The organism is Rhodococcus sp. S3 (assembly GCF_058211795.1).
In genome coordinates, this window is record NZ_CM177074.1 from 979,920 (window position 1) to 998,450 (window position 18,531).

Sequence of the window (18,531 nt, forward strand, 5' to 3'; positions counted from 1 at the left end):
CCCATGAGCGGATCGATTCCCGTCGTCACCGTCGTCGGTCTGGTCGCCGCGGCGATCGCCACCGTCGCGATCGGTGTGTACGGCGTGCGGATGGCGCGCACCACCTCGGATTTCCTCGTCGCATCCCGCAGCGTCGGCCCGCGCTGGAACGCCGCGGCGATCTCCGGTGAATACCTCTCGGCGGCATCCTTTCTCGGAGTGGCCGGGCTTGTGGCGAAGTTCGGTGCCGACGCCCTGTGGTATCCCGTCGGTTTCACCGCCGGTTATCTGGGTCTGCTGCTGTTCGTCGCTGCGCCGCTGCGACGTTCGGGTGCCTACACCGTCCCGGACTTCGCGGAGTTCCGGCTGGGGGAGAAGTGGCTGCGCACGCTGTCGATGATGGTCGTGGCGATCATCTGCATCCTGTACCTGGTGCCGCAGTTCCAGGGCGCGGGACTGACGCTCAACATCCTTCTGGGAGTGCCCGACTGGGTGGGCGTCGCGGTGGTCGGCGTGATCGTCGTCGCCAACGTGGTCGGTGGCGGGATGCGCTCGATCACCTTCGTGCAGGCCTTCCAGTACTGGCTCAAACTCACCGCGGTCGCCCTGCCCGCCCTGGTGCTCACGCTGCACTTCGTCGGTGACGACCGAGGTGTCGACGAACCCGTGCCGCCCACCGTCACCGAGACCACCACCGTCGACGTGACGATCGACGTGATCGTGCAGGTCGCCGAAACGCTCCCCGTCGTGGCGACCGGCGAGATCGACGGCCGGCCGGTCGCGGGCGTCTTCGAACTCGAACCGGGGGAGCACGTCCTCGGGGCCGGGACCGAACTGGTCCTCGACGCCGGGTCGCCGGTGCCGGTGGTCGCCGGTGCACCGACCGACAACGACACCTGGGCGTCGCCGGGGGCGGGGCTGGGAGCGAGCAGCGAACATCCGCTGTTCCAGGTGTATTCGCTGATGCTCGCGACCTTCCTGGGCACGATGGGGCTGCCCCATGTGCTCGTGCGCTTCTACACCAATCCCGACGGGCGGGCGGCGCGCATGACGTCGCTCGCCGTCATCGGCCTGCTCGGGTTGTTCTATCTGTTCCCCACGCTGCTCGGGGTGTTCGCGCGCCTGTACGTCCCGCAGCTGCTCATCACCGGACGCTCCGATGCGGCAGTGCTGCTGCTGCCGGGATCGGTGCTGTCGGGCTGGGGCGGGCAGTTGCTCGCGGCGCTGGTCGCCTCGGGTGCGATCGCGGCCTTCCTGTCGACGTCGTCCGGACTGCTGGTGAGTGTCGCCGGCGTGTTGTCCACGGACGTACTGCGCGGCCGGGTGCGCGACTTCCGGGTGGCCGCGGTGCTCGCCGGCGTGGTGCCGCTCGTGCTCGCCCTGTCGGTGACCTCCCTCGACCTGTCCCGTTCGGTCGGGCAGGTCTTCGCCATCGCCGCGTCGACGCTGTGTCCGCTGCTGGTGCTGGGGATCTGGTGGCGCGGGCTCACCGCGATCGGTGCCGCGGCGGGGATGGTCGTCGGTGGTCTCGTCGCGGGCGGTGCAGCCCTGGCGACCGTGCTGCTGCCGATCGATCCGTCGGTGGCCGCGGGGTGGCCGACGGTGCTCTCCGCCTACCCGGCGGCGTTGAGCGTGCCGCTGGCGTTCCTCACGATGATCACGGTGAGTCTTCTGACGCGTCGCCGGATCCCCAGGGACGTGGGTAGGACGTTCTCCCGCATGCACGTACCCGAGCGGCTCGGGATGGGCCGCGACCGCGAACTCGGCGCGTTCGGTGAGCGGGGCCGTGGTCCCGGTGAGAGGCGCCGTTCGTCGCGGTGACGCGACCGTTCGTCGCACGAGGGCACCCCTCGTCGTTCCGTCTCTTGTCTGCTCTGTTCGTGTGACAGCCGTCTCATTAGTGTTGTGATCATCCTCACCTCACACGACTATCAAGGAGTCGGCAGTGACCACAGCACCACTCAGCGAGAGTGGCGTACCCCAGCAGCGACGGATACCGACGCCGCAGGAGTTCGTCACGATGCAGGAGAGCCCGGAGTTCCAGGAACTGCGCAGCCGTCTGCGCCGTTTCGTGTTCCCGGTGACGGCGTTCTTCCTGGCCTGGTACGCCCTGTACGTCCTGCTGGCCACCTACGCGGACGAGTTCATGGCGACGAAGGTCATCGGCAACATCAATGTCGGGCTGATCCTGGGTCTGGGCCAGTTCGTCACGACCTTCGTGATCACCGCCGTCTACGTGAAGTTCGCCGGGCGTGAGCTGGATCCGCGTTCCGCCGCGATCCGTGAGGAACTGGAAGGACCGCAGCAGTGAGCGTTCTCGCGCAGAGTGGGGCCGACGTCGGCAACCCGATCCTCAACATCGCCATCTTCGTCGCGTTCGTCGTCATCACGATGGGCCTGGTCATCAAGGCCAGCCGCACGACGAAGAAGGCCTCCGACTTCTACACCGGCGGCGGCCAGTTCTCCGGCCCGCAGAACGGTTTCGCCATCGCCGGCGACTACCTGTCGGCCGCGTCGTTCCTCGGTATCGCCGGTGCGATCGCCGTCTACGGATACGACGGCTTCCTGTACTCGATCGGCTTCCTGGTCGCATGGCTCGTCGCCCTGCTGCTCGTCGCCGAACTGCTCCGCAACACCGGTCGGTTCACGATGGCCGACGTGCTGAGCTTCCGGCTCAAGGAACGCCCCGTCCGCATGGCGGCGGCGCTCTCGACCCTCGCGGTGTCGCTGTTCTACCTGCTTGCCCAGATGGCCGGCGCCGGCGGACTCGTCGCGCTGCTGCTCGACATCGAGGGCAAGGTCGGCCAGGCCATCGTCGTCGCGGTCGTCGGTGTGCTCATGATCGTGTACGTGCTGATCGGCGGCATGAAGGGCACGACCTACGTACAGATGGTCAAGGCCGTGCTGCTCGTCGCCGGCGCCGGCCTGATGTTCGTGCTCGTCCTGTTCGCGGTGCGGGGCAACTTCTCGCAGCTGCTCGCCGACGCACAGGCGATGGTGTCGAGCTCGTCGAACGAGGCCGTCGCCCAGCGTGACGTGCTCGCCCCCGGCGCCAAGTACGGCATCAGCAACATGACGCAGATCGACTTCTTGTCGCTCGGCATCGCGCTGGTCCTCGGCACCGCCGGTCTGCCGCACGTGCTGATGCGCTTCTACACCGTCCCCACCGCCAAGGAAGCACGTCGCTCGGTCACCTGGGCCATCGCCCTCATCGGCGCCTTCTACCTGTTCACCCTGGTGCTCGGTTACGGTGCCGCGAAGATGGTCGGCCCCGACGCGATCCTCGGCGCTCCCGGCAAGGAGAACTCTGCGGCTCCGTTGCTGGCCTTCGAACTCGGCGGCACTCTGTTCCTGGCGATCATCTCGGCCGTCGCCTTCGCCACGATCCTCGCGGTCGTCGCCGGCCTGGCCATCACCGCCTCGGCATCCTTCGCCCACGACATCTACGCCAGTGTCATCAAGCGTGGCAACGCCACCGAGGACGAGCAGGTGCGGGTCTCGCGGATCACGGTCGTCGTGATCGGTCTGGTGGCGATCGTCCTCGGTATCCTCGCCATGGGACAGAACATCGCCTTCCTGGTGGCCCTGGCCTTCGCGGTCGCCGCCTCGGCGAACCTGCCCACCCTGCTGTACTCGCTGTTCTGGCGGAAGTTCAACACGACCGGCGCCCTGTTCAGCATCTACGGCGGTCTGATCAGCTGCCTCGTGCTCATCGTGTTCTCCCCGGCGGTGTCCGGTGCACCCTCGGCGATGTTCCCGAACGTGGACTTCTCCTGGTTCCCGCTGTCGAACCCGGGCATCGTGTCCATCCCGCTCGCGTTCGCGCTCGGTGTCATCGGCACCTACGTCGGACGCCGCAGGCAGGAGGATCGGTACAAGCAGGCGGAGATGGAGGTCCGCTCGCTCACCGGTGTCGGTGTGGAGAAGGCCGTCTCCCACTGATCCTCTGCACCGCGGTGGCCCGCTCCCGATACGGGGGCGGGCCACCGCCGTGTCGGGGTGCGCCCCGCCGGCGGAACGGACCGTCTACTGTTGCGGACCATGGCGAAACTCGAAGTGTCCACCGACCTTCCGCTCGACCCGCACGCAGCGTGGGAGCACGCCTCCCGCCTCGAGTCGTTCGGGGAGTGGCTGAGCATCCACGACGGGTGGCGCAGCGACCTGCCGGACACCCTCGCCGAGGGCACCACCCTGCAGTCGGTGGTGTCCGTCAAGGGCATGCGCAACCGCGTCACGTGGACCATCGTCGAACTGGACGCGCCGCACCACGTGGTGCTGAAGGGCACCGGCAAGGGTGGCACGAAGTTCTCGATGCGACTCGCCGTCGCGGCCCGCGGGGACGGTTCGACGCTGTCGATGAAGATCGACCTCGGCGGGGCGCCCCTGTTCGGCCCGATCGGCTCGGGGGTGGCGCGGGCCCTGCACGGCGACCTGCAGTCGTCGCTCGACACCTTCGCGCGCCGCTACGGCGGGAACTGACGCCCGGCGCAGCGCGACACGACGCTCGGTCTCATCGAGCAGGGACATGATCCGATGCGGCCGCGCTCCGACGGTGCAGTCGTTCCACGCCGCTTGCGTACCAACGCTTACCGAAGACCAGCGCCACGATCGCGAGTGCGTACACCAGCGGGGTCAGTTGCAGCGCGGCGAGCAGACCCAGACGGTCGGCGAGGATCCCGACGACGAACGGCCCGGTCGCCAGCCCGAGGACGTTGTTGGCGACGGTGAGAGTGCCGAGCGCGGAGGCCCGCACCGACTCGTGGGTCAGTCGTGCCACCATGGCCGCGGTGGGACCGGAGGACCCGGCGGCGAAGAAGGCTCCGATTCCGATGAGGCCCAATTGCGCCGGACCCGGCGCCAGCTGGAATCCGATGGCGAGCGACACGAGGGAGACGGCGCAGTAGGCGATGGCGCTGGTCCACTTCGCCGACGGGTTCGTGCGGCTCACCCGATCGGTGATCATCCCGCACACCACCATGCCGGTGCCGATCAGCAGGACGAAGATCGATGCGACCATCCCGGCCTTGTCCGGGGCCAGACCGTACTGACGATTGAAGAAGCTGGGCGTCCATGCCAGCAGCACCGCGGCAGTGAACATCTGCAGACCGCCACCGAGATAGGCGCACCACACGGCAGGGCTGGTGAACAGTGTGGAGATCGGTACCCGGATCGGGGGTGACGAATCCGGACGAGGAGACGGTTCGGTCGGCGTCGTGTCCTGACCGACCTTGTGCGCCGCCAACCTACCTTCGGTGACCAGGGCGCGGAACAGAGCGACGAGGATCAGGCCGAGCACCGCCATGGCCGCGAACGACCACCGCCAGCTCAGGTGCACCGCGATGACGCCCCCGAGTGCGACGCCGATGACCGAACCGAACGAGCCGCCGGCCATGAAGGCGCCGCTGAGTGCGGAATGGACCCGCGGGACGAAGGCGCTCAGGATCACGGCGATTCCGACGCTGCCGTAGGCGGCCTCGCCGACCCCGACCAGGAAGCGGGCAATGAGCAACTGTTCGTAATCGGCTGCCACAGCGCAGAACAGCGTCGCGATACTCCAGATCACCGCCATCAGGGTGAGGCTCCGTACCCTGCCCCACCGATCGGCGAGGAGCGACAACGGGAAGGTCAACAGGCCCACCATCAGGGCGACGATGCTCGTCAGCGATGCGAGTTGTGAATCCGACAGTGCCCAGTCCGCTTTCAGGAACGGGAAGACCGCGCTGAGCACCTGGCGCGACATGTAATCCGAGAGCAGCAGTGCGAATGTCAGCGCGAAGACCAGCCAGGGGTATGCGACCCGTCGGCGTCGATTCTTCTCGGGTGCCGGTCCGCCGGAATCGGTTGGCTCGTCCGGTGATTCGAGGGTGAGTTCGGCAGGGGTGCCGATCGGGGTGGGGAGAATTCCCATAGGAGCTCCTCGATAGAAAAGGGGTGGGTCGGAACCCGAGCGGTTTCACGACTCTCACGCGGAGGAGGGGAGGACGGCGGGGCGTGCACGCCGATCCGCGATTGCCGTGGTGCACATCACAGTAGTCGGGGTGTGCGGCGCTCACTTATCCCGAGGGGACACGGGTCTGTCCATTTCGGGACACTCAGGCTTCGGACCGCTTGCGCCATTCTCGGGGAGTCATGCCGAAACGGCGTGTGAACCAGCGCGAGAAGCCGCTCGGAGCCGAGAACGACAACATTTCCGAGATCTCGGCGAAGGTGTGACGCCCACTCGTCACCAGTCGTTGGGCGAGTTCGGCCCGGGTGTCGTCGACGACCCCGGTGAAGGTCTGTCCCGACCTCGCCAGGTGCCGGTGGACGGTGCGGCGATCCACACCGAGACTTGCCGACACCTGGTCGACCGAACAGCGCCCGGTCGGTAACAGTAGTTCGACGAGTTCCCGGACCCGCCGCTCGAGCACGGGGGTTTCGGATGCCGAGAGGTCGTCGAGGACCTGTTGCGAATAACTTCGGAGGACGGGATCGGAGAGGCGATTGGGTAGGTCCAGATCGCCGGTGTACACGACGATTCCGGAATAGTTGCCGTCGAAGACGAGGGGCGCGTCGAAGACCCGACGGTGTGTGCTGTCGTCGTCGGGCCGACCGTGTTCGAAACACACCGACACGGGACGCCAGCGGTCGCCGAGCAGATACTGCAGAAGTTGGTGGATGACGGCGACCGCGAGTTCCGTGGCTTGGCGCACGGGCATGGGTTCGCCCGGTTCGACGCGGAGGGCGATCGTCGACAGTCCGTCACGTTCGGTGATGTCGATGAACAGCGCCTCGTTGTACGTGTGCTGGAAGCGGATCAGCATGCGCAGGGCGCTGCGGGCGTTCGGTTCGTCGCGGATGGCCACGCTCAAGGGGCCGAGGGTCGACAGGCGTCGCCGTTCGGCGAGTCTCAGTGCGAAATCCTGGTGGGCGGTGACGACGGCGGACAGTTCCAGCAAGCGGACGATCGACGCTGCCGGTACCCATCGGTCCTGCAGGTCGAGTCCGGACGGGTCCAACTCGACGCTGCGCAACAGTTCGATCGGGTCGACCGAGAGCGAGCGGGCCAGTTCGACGAATCCCGTCAGTGTGGCGTAGCGCGCCAACGGCTTCGGCAGCGTCATCGCGCGTCTCCTCGATGTCCCGTCGACCGATGAAGGGGTTGTCCCCGAATGACAACGAATATGTCCCGCAGGGGTAAGTATTCCGGATGTCCGCTCGTTAGTGTCGTGTTATCGGCGTCACACCCCCTCTGCGGTAGCAGAACGCCCGACATCCAAGGAGAACACAGATGGCACACGCGATCCGCTTCCACGAGACGGGCGGCCCCGACGTCCTCGAATGGGAAACCGTCGAGGTCGGCGATCCCGGCCCCGGCGAAGTGCGGATCCGGCACGAAGCCGTCGGCCTGAACTTCGCGGACACCTACTTCCGTACTGGGCTGTATCCGGCGCCGTTGCCGGCGGGAATGGGCGTCGAGGCCGCCGGCGTGATCGAGGCGGTCGGCCCCGGCGTCACCGACTTCCGCGAGGGTGACCGTGTCACCTACACGGGAAGCCCGCTCGGTGCATACAGCACCGAACGGGTGATGGACGCAGCACACCTCATCGCACTGCCCGACGCGATTCCCTTCGACACCGCGGCCGCGATGACCATGCGCGGCCTGACCGCGGCGTACCTCCTGCGCCGCATCCACCCCCTCGGAGCCGGCGACACGGTCCTGTTGCACGCCGCGGCCGGGGGTGTCGGCCTGATCTTCTGCCAGTGGGCGAAACGGTTGGGAATCAACGTCATCGGCACCACATCCAGCGACGAGAAGGCAGAAGTCGCTCGGTCCTACGGTTGTGCCGAGGTCATCGTCCACACCCGTGAGGACATCGCGGAACGGGTGCGCGAGCTGACCGACGGAGCCGGTGTGCCGGTCGTGTTCGACAGCGTCGGCGCCTCGACCCATCGTTCCTCGCTCGATTCCCTCGCCCGCCGAGGCCTGCTCGTCGCGTTCGGAACGGCCTCCGGCCCGATCCCACCGATCAGCGCCATGGACCTCGCGATCAAGGGCTCACTGTTCGTCACCCGTCCCGCGCTCGCGGACTACATCGCCGATCCGGTCGAGCGAGCCGAACTGGCGAACGAACTGTTCGCACAGGTCGCCGCCGGAGACATCGAGATCGAGATCAACCAGCGATACGCACTCGCCGATGCCGAACGAGCACACCGCGACCTCGAAGCCGGCATCAGCGTCGGCTCGTCGGTGTTCTCGCTCTGACCTTCGACCCGATCCACCCCGTCACGCCCAGGAGACCGTCATGACCACCACCGACCCCGCTCATGTCCGGGACGAGGCACATCGCCGATTCCCGATGGACGCACGACCGCTGACCGGCAGCATCGGCGCAGAACTGCACGGCGTAGACCTCGCCGAGGTGGCCCGCGACGACGAACGGTTCGCAGAACTGAAGGCGCTGCTGCTCGAACACAAGGTGTTGTTCTTCCGGAACCAGGAGATGAGCAGGGCCGAGCACGTCGCCCTCGCCGAGCGTTTCGGCTCGCTCGAGGACCATCCGGTACTCGGCAGCGATCCGGAACATCCCGGTCTGGTCCGTATCTACAAGGACCTCGACAGCCCACCCGAGGCGTTCGAGAACTCCTACCACTGCGACGCCACCTGGCGGGAGAACCCGCCCATGGGATCGGTGCTCCGATGCGTCGAAGGTCCGGCCGTCGGTGGCGACACGATCTGGGTGAACATGGCACTCGCCTACGAGCAGTTGCCCGGCCACGTGAAGGAACAGATCGCCGGGTTGCGTGCACGCCACAGCATCGAGGCATCGTTCGGTGCGCGACTGCCGATCGACAAGCGACTCGCGCTGAAGGACCGGTTCCCGGACGCGGAGCACCCCGTCGTGCGCACCCATCCCGAAACGGGCGAGAAGGTCCTGTTCGTCAACAGCTTCACCACACACTTCACGAATTTCCATACGGCGGACAACGTCCGTTGCGGTATCGACTATGCACCCGGGGCGGGCGAGCTGCTCCGGTTCCTGCAGAGCCGGGCGACGATCCCCGAGTACCAGGTCCGGTGGCGATGGACGCCGAACAGCGTGGCGATCTGGGACAACCGGTCCACCCAGCACTACGCGGTCCAGGACTACTGGCCTGCCGTCCGGAGGATGGAGCGCGCCGGAATCGCCGGCGATCGTCCCTTCTGACTCCGAGAACTTCCTTCCCTCATCACGCACGACCCGATCCACAGGAGACCACGATGCACTTCCACGACGATGCCTTGTTCCCCGAATGCCAGGAGAAGCTGGTCATCACCGCCGCCCCGTACGGACCCGAATGGGAACCGGAGGATTTCCCGGAAGACCTGCCGCTGACGATGGACGAGCACGTCCAGCAGGCGGTGGACTGCTACGAGGCCGGAGCCACGGTGCTGCACATCCACGTTCGCGAACTCGACGGCAAGGGCAGCAAGCGACTGTCGAAGTTCAACGAACTGCTCTCCCACCTGCGCGAAGCGGTGCCGGACATGATCCTGCAGGTCGGAGGATCGATCTCCTTCGCACCGGAAGGTGAAGGTGCCGAAGCGAAGTGGCTCTCGGATGATGTTCGGCACATGCTCGCCGAACTGGATCCCAAGCCGGACCAGGTGACCATCGCCATCAACACGAGCCAGATGAACATCATGGAGCTCATGACCGCGGACGACATCGCCGGCACCTCGATGGAGCGTCCGGAACTCGCGGTGACCTACCGGGAGATGACCGTGCCCGCCGGGCCGGAATGGGTCGAGGAGCACCTGCGACGCCTGCAGGCCGCCGGCATCCAGCCGCACTTCCAGCTGTCGTCGATCCCGCAGCTCGAGACCGTCGAACGCCTGATTCGACGCGGCATCTACACCGGTCCGCTGAACCTGACCTGGGTGGGGATCGGCGGCGGTTTCGACGGCCCGAACCCGTACAACATCATGAACTTCATCCAGCGTGTCCCGGACGGTGCCTGCCTGACACTCGAAACCCTCATGCGTTCGGTGCTGCCGGTCAACACCATGGCCATCGCCATGGGGCTGCACACCCGCTGCGGCAACGAGGACACCCTCTGGGGACGCAAGGGCGAGAAGATGACCTCGGTCGAGCAGATCCGGCAACTGGTCCGTCTCGCAGACGAACTCGGCCGTGAAGTCGCCACCGGAAAGGAAGCCCGTGAGATCTACCGGATCGGCGAGACCTACCGCGACGCCGACGAAACGCTCGCCAAACTCGGCTACGCCCCCAACCGCCGCCCCGGTCAGGTCGGCTTCACCCACCACAGCTGACACCCAGTGGCCCCCCGCTCGGAAATGCACCGCGCCAAGAAAGTTTCGGAGAGATGAACGACGACACCGAACCGACCGTGATCATCGTGCCCGGTCTGCGCGACCACGTCGCCGACCACTGGCAGACACTGCTCGCCGATCGGCTCGACCGGGTCCGCACCGTACCCCCGCTCGACCACGACCGACTGAGCCTGGACGCACGGATCGCCGCGCTCGACGCGGTCGTCGGCGACGTCGACGGTCCGATCGTGCTGGTCGCGCACAGTGCCGGCGTCCTGATCGCCGTGCACTGGGCCCACGCATCGACCAGACCGGTTCTCGGTGCGCTGCTCGCAACACCGGTCGATATCGAAAAGCCGCTCCCCGAAGGGTATCCGACCACGGCCGACCTCGATCGAGGCGGTTGGCTCCCGATACCGCGTCGCCGCCTTCCCTTCCCGAGCATCCTTGCGGCGAGCAGCAACGATCCACTCGCGGACCGGCGCCGGGTCGCAGGATTGGCGGAGGCGTGGGGCAGTCGATTCGTCGACCTCGGTGAGGTCGGGCATCTGAATCCCGCGTCCGGCTTCGGCGACTGGCCCGCCGCCGATCTGTTCCTGCAGGAACTGCTCCAGCGGTCCGGAGCGACAACGCGCGAGACCGCCCCCGTCCCGTCCGAATCCTGAAAGCGAACCAACGATGCTCAACCTGTCCGTTCTCCTGGAGGATTCCGCCCGACGGTATCCCGACCGGGATGCCTTGGTGCTGGGGAAGACCCGGATCGGCTACGGTGAACTCGACGCCCGAGCGAACCGGGTGGCCAACCTGTTGATCGCGCGTGGAATCGCGCCGGGCGACACCGTGGCGATGTCGATCCCCAACGTGCCGGAGTTCGTGATCGTCTACTACGGCATCCTCAAGGTCGGTGCCGTCGTGGTGCCCCTGAACATCATGCTCAAGGAACGGGAGATCGCCTACCATCTGCAGGATTCCGGCGCCCGGGCGTTCTTCTGCTCCGAAGGTGGACCCGACCTGCCCATCGGTGAATACGGTCGTGCCGGTTTCGCCGCAGCACCGAAGTGTCGCGACATGTTCGTCGTCGGCGGACTCGATGGTGCGGACAGTCTCGATACTGCGCTGGGGGAAGTATCGGATGTCCGCTCGTCGGTGGTACGTGATCCGCAGGACACGGCGGTGATCCTCTACACCAGCGGAACCACAGGAAAACCGAAGGGAGCCTGCCTTTCCCACTCCAACATGGTGACCAACGCACTCACCGCGAACCGCCTGTTCGACAGCACTCCGATGTGCCCCGACACGTACCTGGTGACCCTGCCGCTCTTCCACTCCTTCGGCCAGACCGTGACCATGAACGCGGGACTGTCGGTAGGGGCCACGCTGGTTCTCCTGCCACGTTTCGATGCCCGCACCGCACTGACACTGATGATCGAGGAGGACGTCACCGTCTTCGCCGGGGTCCCGACGATGTACTGGGCTCTGCTCGATGCGGTGGACGAGGCGGTCGACGTGCAACGGATCGCCGCCACGATGCGCCGGGCGATCTCCGGTGGCGCCGCCCTGCCCGTCGAGATCCTCACCCGGTTCTCCGAGCGCTTCGGCGTCCGGATCCTCGAGGGCTACGGGCTGTCCGAGACGTCTCCGCTCGCGTTGTTCAGCGATCCGGAACGCGACCCGCGGCCCGGATCGATCGGAGTCCCGGTGTGGGGAGTCGAGGCCCGCCTCGTCGACGCCGACTGGAACACCGTCACAGCTACCGACACGATCGGGGAACTCGCCCTGCGCGGACACAACGTCATGTCCGGATATCTCGGCCGGCCGGATGCCACCGCCGAAGTGATGCGGGACGGCTGGCTGCGTACCGGCGACCTCGCTCGCAGGGACGCGGACGGTTTCTACTACATCGTCGATCGCGCGAAGGATCTGATCGTGCGCGGAGGCTTCAACGTCTACCCCCGCGAGATCGAGGAAGTACTGATCACCCACGAGGCAGTGTCGCTCGCAGCGGTCGTCGGCGTTCCCCACGAGGTGTACGGCGAGGAGGTCGGCGCCTTCGTCGTCCTCGAGGCAGGGGATCAGACCACGGAAGAGGAATTGATCTCCTGGTGCCGCGACCGGATGGCGGGATACAAGTATCCGCGCTCGATCGAGATCGTCACGACGCTTCCGACGACCGCGACGGGCAAGATCCTCAAACGCGAACTCGTCGCCACGGTACGGACGAGCACGGTATCGACGAGTCAGGGTTCGTCGGATGTCGGGTGAGGTCGAGTTGACGTCGGCGCCGCAGGACGTCGTCCGCCCGGAAACGACGTCGGTGGGTCCGCGTTCCCGCACGGCCGCCCTCGCCGCAGGTATCGCGGTGTGCGCGGCCGGCGCTGCGATCGCGATCGGGTTCGGCCGGCTGTTCCCTGCCGTGAACCCGATGCTGATCGCGATCGTGTTCGGAGCACTGGTGGCCAATCTGATTCCCGTCCCGGCGTGGATCGGCCCAGGTGTGGATTTCTCGACCAAACGGCTGCTGCGCCTCGGCATCGCCGTGCTCGGCCTCCAACTGGTCTTCCACGACATCCTCGCCCTCGGGTGGGGCGTCATCGCGCTCGTCGTGGTCATCGTCACGGCCGGGATCACCGGGACGATGTACCTGGGGCGGGTCCTCGGACTTTCGTGGACTCAGCGGGTCCTCATCTCGTGCGGATTCTCGATCTGCGGCGCCGCGGCGGTGGCTGCCGCAGACGGAGTCGTCGACGCGAAGCGCAACGAGGTGATCACCTCGATCGCGTTGGTCGTCGTCTTCGGCACACTGATGATCCCCGGTGTTCCGCTGCTGGTAGGAGTGCTGGGGATGGACGACCGGCAGTCCGGCATCCTCGCCGGCGGGGCGATCCACGAGGTCGCGCAGGTGGTCGCCGCCGGAGGCATGATGGGTGGCGGAGCCCTCGCCGTCGCCACCGTGGTCAAGCTCGCCCGCGTCCTGATGCTGGCCCCGGTGATGGCATATCTGGGCGTGGTCCGTCGACGGCGCGGTCGCGAGGAGGGCGCCCACAAGGACACGATCGGGCGGCAGCCGCCGCTGGTGCCGGTGTTCGTGATCGGATTCCTGGTAGCTGTGGCGGTGCGGTCCTCCGGCGTGCTGCCCGACGTCGTGCTCGAACAGGCCGCGCTCGTGCAGTCGGCGTTGTTGACCACGGCCATGTTCGGCTTGGGCCTCGGGGTTCGTGTGGGACTGCTGCGCTCGATCGGACTACGACCGTTCGTAGTCGCTGCTGCCTCCACGCTGTGGGTGATGCTGATCGCCCTCGTCGGCGCCCTCCTGCTGAGCTGAACGGTCCGCGCCCGGCTTGCCGGCACAGCGGAACGTTCGGTGTCGCAGAGTTCTCTACCGGCAAAACACCTCTCGCCCGCGCACGATCGTGCCAAGCTCGGAAGTGGTGGTCGGTCCTCGACCCGAGAAGTTCGTCCGGCCCGCAAGGTCGGCTGTCCGGGCGCGCAGGAACGATTGCGAGGTCGAGTCGATGGCCGAGGAACACGAATCGCACCGGGGCCCGGTATCCGCCGACTCCCGCTGGTGGGCGTGGACCGCTGTCGTGGTGCTGATCGTCGCGATCGTGCTTCCGGTCGCCGAAGCCGGTCTGCGTGGTGTCCTCGCGCTGCTGCTGGTCGCGGTGGCCGGTGCAGCCCTGGCCGTTGCCGGGGCCTACTGGTTCCTCACCCACCGGGGGGTGGTCCGCGCGGTGGCTCTGACCGTGACCGTCCTCGTGCCGGTGGTCGTGGTGGTCGTCTTCGCACTGTCGGGTCACCTGTGGGTCGCTGTTGTGTCGGTGCTGCTCGTCGCCGTGGCGGTCGCATGCGGACGCCGCGCCCTACGAGGCGATCGCGTGAATCCGCAGCCGGAATTCCCGGCCGTTTCCGTGCACCATCCGTTCTTCGTGATGAATCCACGCTCGGGCGGGGGCAAGGTCGTCCGTTACGACCTGCAGCGCAAGGCCGAGGAACTCGGCGCCGAAGTGGTGTTGCTGAGCGGACCGCAGCAACTCGACGTCACCGAACTGGCGGAGAAGGCCGTCGAACGAGGGGCGGACCTGCTCGGCGTCGCGGGTGGCGACGGAACACAGGCCCTCGTCGCGGCGGTCGCAGCGGAACACCGACTTCCGTTCGTGGTGATCAGCGCCGGAACCCGGAATCATTTCGCTCTCGACCTCGGGCTCGACCGGGAGGATCCCGCTGCGGGTCTGGACGCCCTCCGTGACGGGGTCGAGCTGCGCGTCGATCTCGGCCGGATCAACGAGCGGCCGTTCGTCAACAATGCGTCCTTCGGGGTCTACGCAGAGGTGGTGCGGAGCCCTCAGTACCGTGCCGACAAGACAGCGACGGTGCTGCAGATGCTGCCCGATCTGCTCGGTGAGCAGGGCAGGCCGGGCCTGCGGGCGCACATCGACACCGAGACCGTCGAGGGACCTCAGGCGGTGTTGGTCAGCAACGGTCCGTACGCCTTCGACGACCTGGCAGGAATGGGCCGACGGCCCCGCCTGGACAGCGGCCGGCTCGGTGTCGTCGCGATCTCGGTCTCGAACGCACGCCAGGCGGTCGGCCTGTTCCGTCGCACCCACAACCGAGGCCTGTTGCAGCGCACCGCCACAGAAGTGGTCGTCGATGCGGACGTACCGGAGATTCCGGTCGGAGTCGACGGTGAGTCGGTGATGCTGTCGACACCCGTCCGATGCACGATCTCCACCGGAGCGCTACGAGTTCGTGTTCCCCGCAACCGTCCGGGAGCGCGTGTGCCGCCCCCGCACCTCGATTCCGTTCGGTTGCGGAAGATATTGTGGCCGAATTGAACTCTTCGGATCTCACATTCCGGCGCATCCTACGACTTCAATGGAGGGATGTGCAGATGGATGGCGTACACCGGTGATCCCGTCCTGATGGACGACCTCCTGTTCCGGCCGGTGCACTCCCTGATCGACCAGAGCCTGCATTCCAAGATGGGCGCAACTACCACGAACGGGGACGGCTTCGGCATCGGCTGGTACGGAGAGGGCCCGAGGCCCGCATTGTTCAAGTGCATCGAACCCGCCTGGAACGAGAGCAACCTCCGCGAGCTCGCCACGCAGATCCGTACGCCGTTGATGTTCGCGCATGTCCGCGCCTCGACGGGAACTCCGGTGCAGCGCACCAATTGCCATCCCTTCCGCTACGAGAACAGGTTGTGGATGCACAACGGGGCGGTGCACGGATTCCACCTCATGAAACGGGACCTGGCGATGGCCGTCGATGCGAGCCTCTACGACGCGATCCGGGGGTCGACGGATTCCGAGATGCTGTTCTACCTCGCGCTCACCTTCGGCCTCGCCGACGACCCGTTCACCGGCGTGGCGAAGGCCGTCGGTTTCGTGGAGGATATCGGAGCACGCATGGGCATCGAGAATCCCATGCAGGGAACGATCGCCACCACCGACGGCAGCAGCGTCTGGGTGTTCCGGTATTCGACGGAGCGGAAGACACGCTCGTTGTTCTACTCGGCCGACATCAAGGCGATACGGGCGCAGCATCCCGAAGTGGAAGTGCTGTACCAGCTGGGAGACGACACCCGCTTCGTGGTGTCCGAACCCCTTCGGGATCTCGAAGGGGCCTGGCTGGAGGTTCCCGAGTCGAGCGCGGGTGTCGTTCGGGGGAGCGATCAGGAGTTCCGGCCGTTCGCGCCGATCTCACCCGTGCGCTCGATGTGATCACGACGAATTCCCCGCTACAGACGTCGCTCCCGCCGAATGCGGCAACGATCAGGTCGTCGGTTGGTTCCCAGGGTTGCGCGCGGGCCTGATCACCAGTTCCAGAGCGAGCAGTGCCAGTACCGCACCCAGCACGATGAGCGTGACCACGAGTCCGGTGGGATAACGCCAGAACATCACGAGCAGTGCGGCCGCTCCGATGATGACCGATCGGATGGCGGTGCGGGCGCGGAAAGCGGTTTTCTCGAAGGGATTCGGCGAACGGGGCTGTCGCAGTCGCTGAACGGCATCGAGGCTGCGGCCGAGCCCACGCCGAACGGTCCGGGCGGAGGACGAGCCACCGGTGAGGTAGGCACCGAGAGCGATCACCAGTCCGAGCACCGCGACCGCCCGAAGGCTGGTCCGCAGCGGCATCAGCACGGCATCGATGATGGCTGCTGCCGCCTCCGGCGATAGGACGTCGGGCGGGACATCGTCGAGATACAGCGACCGGACGATGATGAGCGCGACCGCCAGAACGAACATTCCTACGACCAGTGCGAGGCCGACGAAGGCGAGTGCGCGTAGGCGACGGCCCGGCGGCGACTGCGCCGGCAGCAGCGGCGAGAGTGATCCAGGGCAGCACATCCGAAACGTTGTCGAGAGTGTTCACCGCCCGCTGCGCCCGGACCAGTTCCGGTGATCGGAACAGGACCAACTGCTTGTCGACACTCGGGATCTTCTCGGCGAACGTGAAACCGCGGTCGAGAAGACGTCCCTTCACGTTGTCGATCACCGTGCCGAGAGAGATGCTCACCGTGCCCGAATCGTCGACCGTCACCGACGACGGTCCGGCGTTCCCGGTCACGACCGCGACCAATGCGTTGTGGGCGACGCGGTGGGCCTGGATCCACAGATCCTCGAATCGCTCGCTCTGCACGAGCGACAACACCGTCTCGTTGACGAAGTTTCGTGCCTGCCCGGTGATCACCGGTGCCAGTCCCTCGACGGCGCGGTCGACGCGCGGCGCGTTCTCCGTGGCCGGAACGGCATCGGTGAGAGCAACGAGAGCGTCGGTCGTCAGTCCTTCGACGTCGACGCGCGTGAAGATCTCGTCGGTAACGGAATTCGCGATCTGTGTCTGGACGGCGGGATCCGAGCCCAGTGGGGCGACGGTGGTCACGTACCGGTCGGCGTCGAGGATCTCGCTGCGCACGAACCGTGCGGTGATCGAGAGGACGGCCAGAACCGCGACCAGCACGGTGAGCAGCGCAACCGCAGCCCAGCGCCATCCGTGTCTCGCGGGCCGCGGCTCCGGAACGGGCTCGACCCCGACAGCGGCTCGCTCCCGAAGCGTGGCGACCTCCGCACGCAACCGGTCGAGTTCGGCGCGTTCGTCGTCGCTCAGCCGGCCCGGTCGGGGCTCTTCACCGCCCGTGCCGATGTTCGTGGTCATCCCGGCATCGCCCCCTTTCGGGGCCGGATCCAGTATGCGCCGCTGCGGATCGCTCCGGCAGGAGTTCGAACCGTATTCGCTTCAGAAGTGGCCGTCGGGCGGTCATACTCGACGGGAGGGGGATCTGTTCTCGACGACACCGACGGAAGTCGGCTCCCGGCTTCCGTGAACGATCTTTCATCGAAACGAGGCTCCAGGTGACCGATTCGGATATAGACGAGATGGGCCCGGTCGACTATCTCGTCATCGAATTCCCTGCCGACCGACCACCGAACGGCTCTGCGCTACCGCTGCTGCTCGACCTCGTCGAGCAAGGCATCATCCGGGTGCTCGATCTCGCGTTCGTCCGCAAGGACACCGACGGTTCGGTCACCGGGATCGACATCTCCGAGGTCGGACTCGAAGGAGAAGTCGACGTGACGTTGTTCGCGGAGGCGTCGTCGGGCCTGCTCGGCGACACCGATTTCGACGAAGCGGGGGCTGCGCTCGAACCCGGCTGCTCGGCGGCCGTACTCGTCTACGAGAACACCTGGGCTGCTCCGCTGGCGCGGGCACTGCGTCGCAACGGTGCCGAACTCGTCGCGTCCGGGCGTATCCCGGTCCAGAGCATCCTGGCTTCGCTGGAGAAGCTCGACGTCGAAATGTGAGTCGAGCGAACGAAATACAGGAGGAGATCGACATGCCAGGACTACTCCGCGGGGTGGCTCGCACCGCAGTCGTAGCCGGGACGGCGACGGCAGTCTCCAACCGCGTCTCCCGTCGGCAGGGAGAGCGATGGGCATCGCAGGGGCAGGCCGTCTACGGTCGTCCGGCGCAGTACGCGCCCGAACCCGAACCCGTGCCCACGCCTCCTCCGGCCGCCCCACCTCCGGGTGGAACGGACCGCATCGCCGCGCTGAAGGACCTCGCCGAACTGAAGGCACAGGGCGTGCTCACCGAGGCCGAGTTCGAGAGGGAGAAGGCGCGAATTCTCGGATCCTGAAATACGAGTGCGGCATCCGGTGCGAGTGGCTACGACCGTTCCGACGCGACGATCGATGCGATGGGACCGGGCTCGTGGGCGACTGGAGGTGCACGGTACACCGGATCGGCGAGCC

16 protein-coding genes and 1 pseudogene are annotated in these 18,531 nt (G+C 66.7%); 14 read left to right on the forward strand and 3 right to left on the reverse strand.

Annotated elements, in window-relative coordinates:
• Positions 1-3: 3 nt before the first annotated feature.
• The 4 genes from AC0LPE_RS04660 to AC0LPE_RS04675 all read left to right on the forward strand — a co-directional run bounded on the left by AC0LPE_RS04660 (position 4) and on the right by AC0LPE_RS04675 (position 4,458).
• Entirely contained in the window at positions 4-1,800 is a 1,797-nt protein-coding gene (locus AC0LPE_RS04660; protein WP_490605692.1) for a sodium/solute symporter, read from the forward strand.
• Between the two features lie 124 nt (positions 1,801-1,924).
• Positions 1,925-2,290 carry a DUF485 domain-containing protein gene (locus tag AC0LPE_RS04665; RefSeq protein WP_019289889.1) on the forward strand — a complete coding sequence of 122 codons (366 nt, stop codon included), beginning with the start codon at positions 1,925-1,927 and terminating at the stop codon, positions 2,288-2,290.
• Complete coding sequence (locus AC0LPE_RS04670) at positions 2,287-3,921, forward strand: solute symporter family protein (RefSeq protein WP_490605693.1); 1,635 nt, start codon at positions 2,287-2,289, stop codon at positions 3,919-3,921. The genes AC0LPE_RS04665 and AC0LPE_RS04670 overlap by 4 nt, the downstream gene beginning before the upstream one ends.
• A gap of 99 nt (positions 3,922-4,020) precedes the next feature.
• Positions 4,021-4,458 (forward strand): type II toxin-antitoxin system Rv0910 family toxin, encoded by a 438-nt coding sequence (locus tag AC0LPE_RS04675; RefSeq protein ID WP_016695006.1) that lies wholly within the window; start codon positions 4,021-4,023, stop codon positions 4,456-4,458.
• A gap of 31 nt (positions 4,459-4,489) precedes the next feature.
• Here AC0LPE_RS04675 and AC0LPE_RS04680 read toward each other — a convergent pair whose 3' ends face one another.
• Positions 4,490-5,887 (reverse strand): MFS transporter, encoded by a 1,398-nt coding sequence (locus AC0LPE_RS04680; RefSeq protein ID WP_490605694.1) that lies wholly within the window; start codon positions 5,885-5,887, stop codon positions 4,490-4,492.
• Between the two features lie 184 nt (positions 5,888-6,071).
• Entirely contained in the window at positions 6,072-7,082 is a 1,011-nt protein-coding gene (locus AC0LPE_RS04685; RefSeq protein ID WP_490605695.1) for an AraC family transcriptional regulator, read from the reverse strand.
• Between the two features lie 167 nt (positions 7,083-7,249).
• Between AC0LPE_RS04685 and AC0LPE_RS04690 the strand changes: the two genes are divergently transcribed.
• From AC0LPE_RS04690 to AC0LPE_RS04725, 8 genes are all read left to right on the forward strand, one after another.
• Positions 7,250-8,224, forward strand: coding sequence for a quinone oxidoreductase family protein (locus tag AC0LPE_RS04690; protein WP_490605696.1), 975 nt, complete (start codon positions 7,250-7,252; stop codon positions 8,222-8,224).
• Positions 8,225-8,318: 94 nt separating this feature from the next.
• Positions 8,319-9,167: a TauD/TfdA dioxygenase family protein gene (locus AC0LPE_RS04695; protein WP_229568259.1), complete on the forward strand. Its 849-nt coding sequence runs from the start codon at positions 8,319-8,321 to the stop codon at positions 9,165-9,167.
• A gap of 53 nt (positions 9,168-9,220) precedes the next feature.
• Complete coding sequence (locus AC0LPE_RS04700; protein ID WP_490605697.1) at positions 9,221-10,273, forward strand: beta-keto acid cleavage family enzyme; 1,053 nt, start codon at positions 9,221-9,223, stop codon at positions 10,271-10,273.
• A 53-nt stretch (positions 10,274-10,326) separates the two neighbouring features.
• Entirely contained in the window at positions 10,327-10,938 is a 612-nt protein-coding gene (locus tag AC0LPE_RS04705; protein WP_490605698.1) for an RBBP9/YdeN family alpha/beta hydrolase, read from the forward strand.
• Positions 10,939-10,951: 13 nt separating this feature from the next.
• Entirely contained in the window at positions 10,952-12,535 is a 1,584-nt protein-coding gene (locus AC0LPE_RS04710; protein ID WP_490605699.1) for a long-chain-fatty-acid--CoA ligase, read from the forward strand.
• Positions 12,525-13,595, forward strand: a complete 1,071-nt coding sequence (locus AC0LPE_RS04715; RefSeq protein WP_490605700.1) for a YeiH family protein — start codon at positions 12,525-12,527, stop codon at positions 13,593-13,595. Before AC0LPE_RS04710 ends, AC0LPE_RS04715 begins: the two co-directional genes overlap by 11 nt.
• A gap of 190 nt (positions 13,596-13,785) precedes the next feature.
• Positions 13,786-15,108 carry a diacylglycerol kinase family protein gene (locus AC0LPE_RS04720; RefSeq protein ID WP_160873819.1) on the forward strand — a complete coding sequence of 441 codons (1,323 nt, stop codon included), beginning with the start codon at positions 13,786-13,788 and terminating at the stop codon, positions 15,106-15,108.
• A 60-nt stretch (positions 15,109-15,168) separates the two neighbouring features.
• A complete protein-coding gene (locus AC0LPE_RS04725; protein ID WP_120281602.1) occupies positions 15,169-15,999 on the forward strand; it encodes a class II glutamine amidotransferase in 831 nt (276 codons plus the stop codon).
• Positions 16,000-16,050: 51 nt separating this feature from the next.
• On the opposite strand, the pseudogene AC0LPE_RS04730 reads toward AC0LPE_RS04725, so the two are convergent.
• Positions 16,051-17,434 (reverse strand): annotated as a pseudogene (locus tag AC0LPE_RS04730) (hypothetical protein).
• Positions 17,435-17,631: 197 nt separating this feature from the next.
• On the opposite strand from AC0LPE_RS04730, the gene AC0LPE_RS04735 reads away from it, so the two are divergent.
• Positions 17,632-18,081 (forward strand): DUF6325 family protein, encoded by a 450-nt coding sequence (locus tag AC0LPE_RS04735; protein WP_024103124.1) that lies wholly within the window; start codon positions 17,632-17,634, stop codon positions 18,079-18,081.
• Positions 18,082-18,113: 32 nt separating this feature from the next.
• Positions 18,114-18,416, forward strand: a complete 303-nt coding sequence (locus AC0LPE_RS04740; protein WP_037217018.1) for an SHOCT domain-containing protein — start codon at positions 18,114-18,116, stop codon at positions 18,414-18,416.
• Positions 18,417-18,531 lie beyond the last annotated feature (115 nt).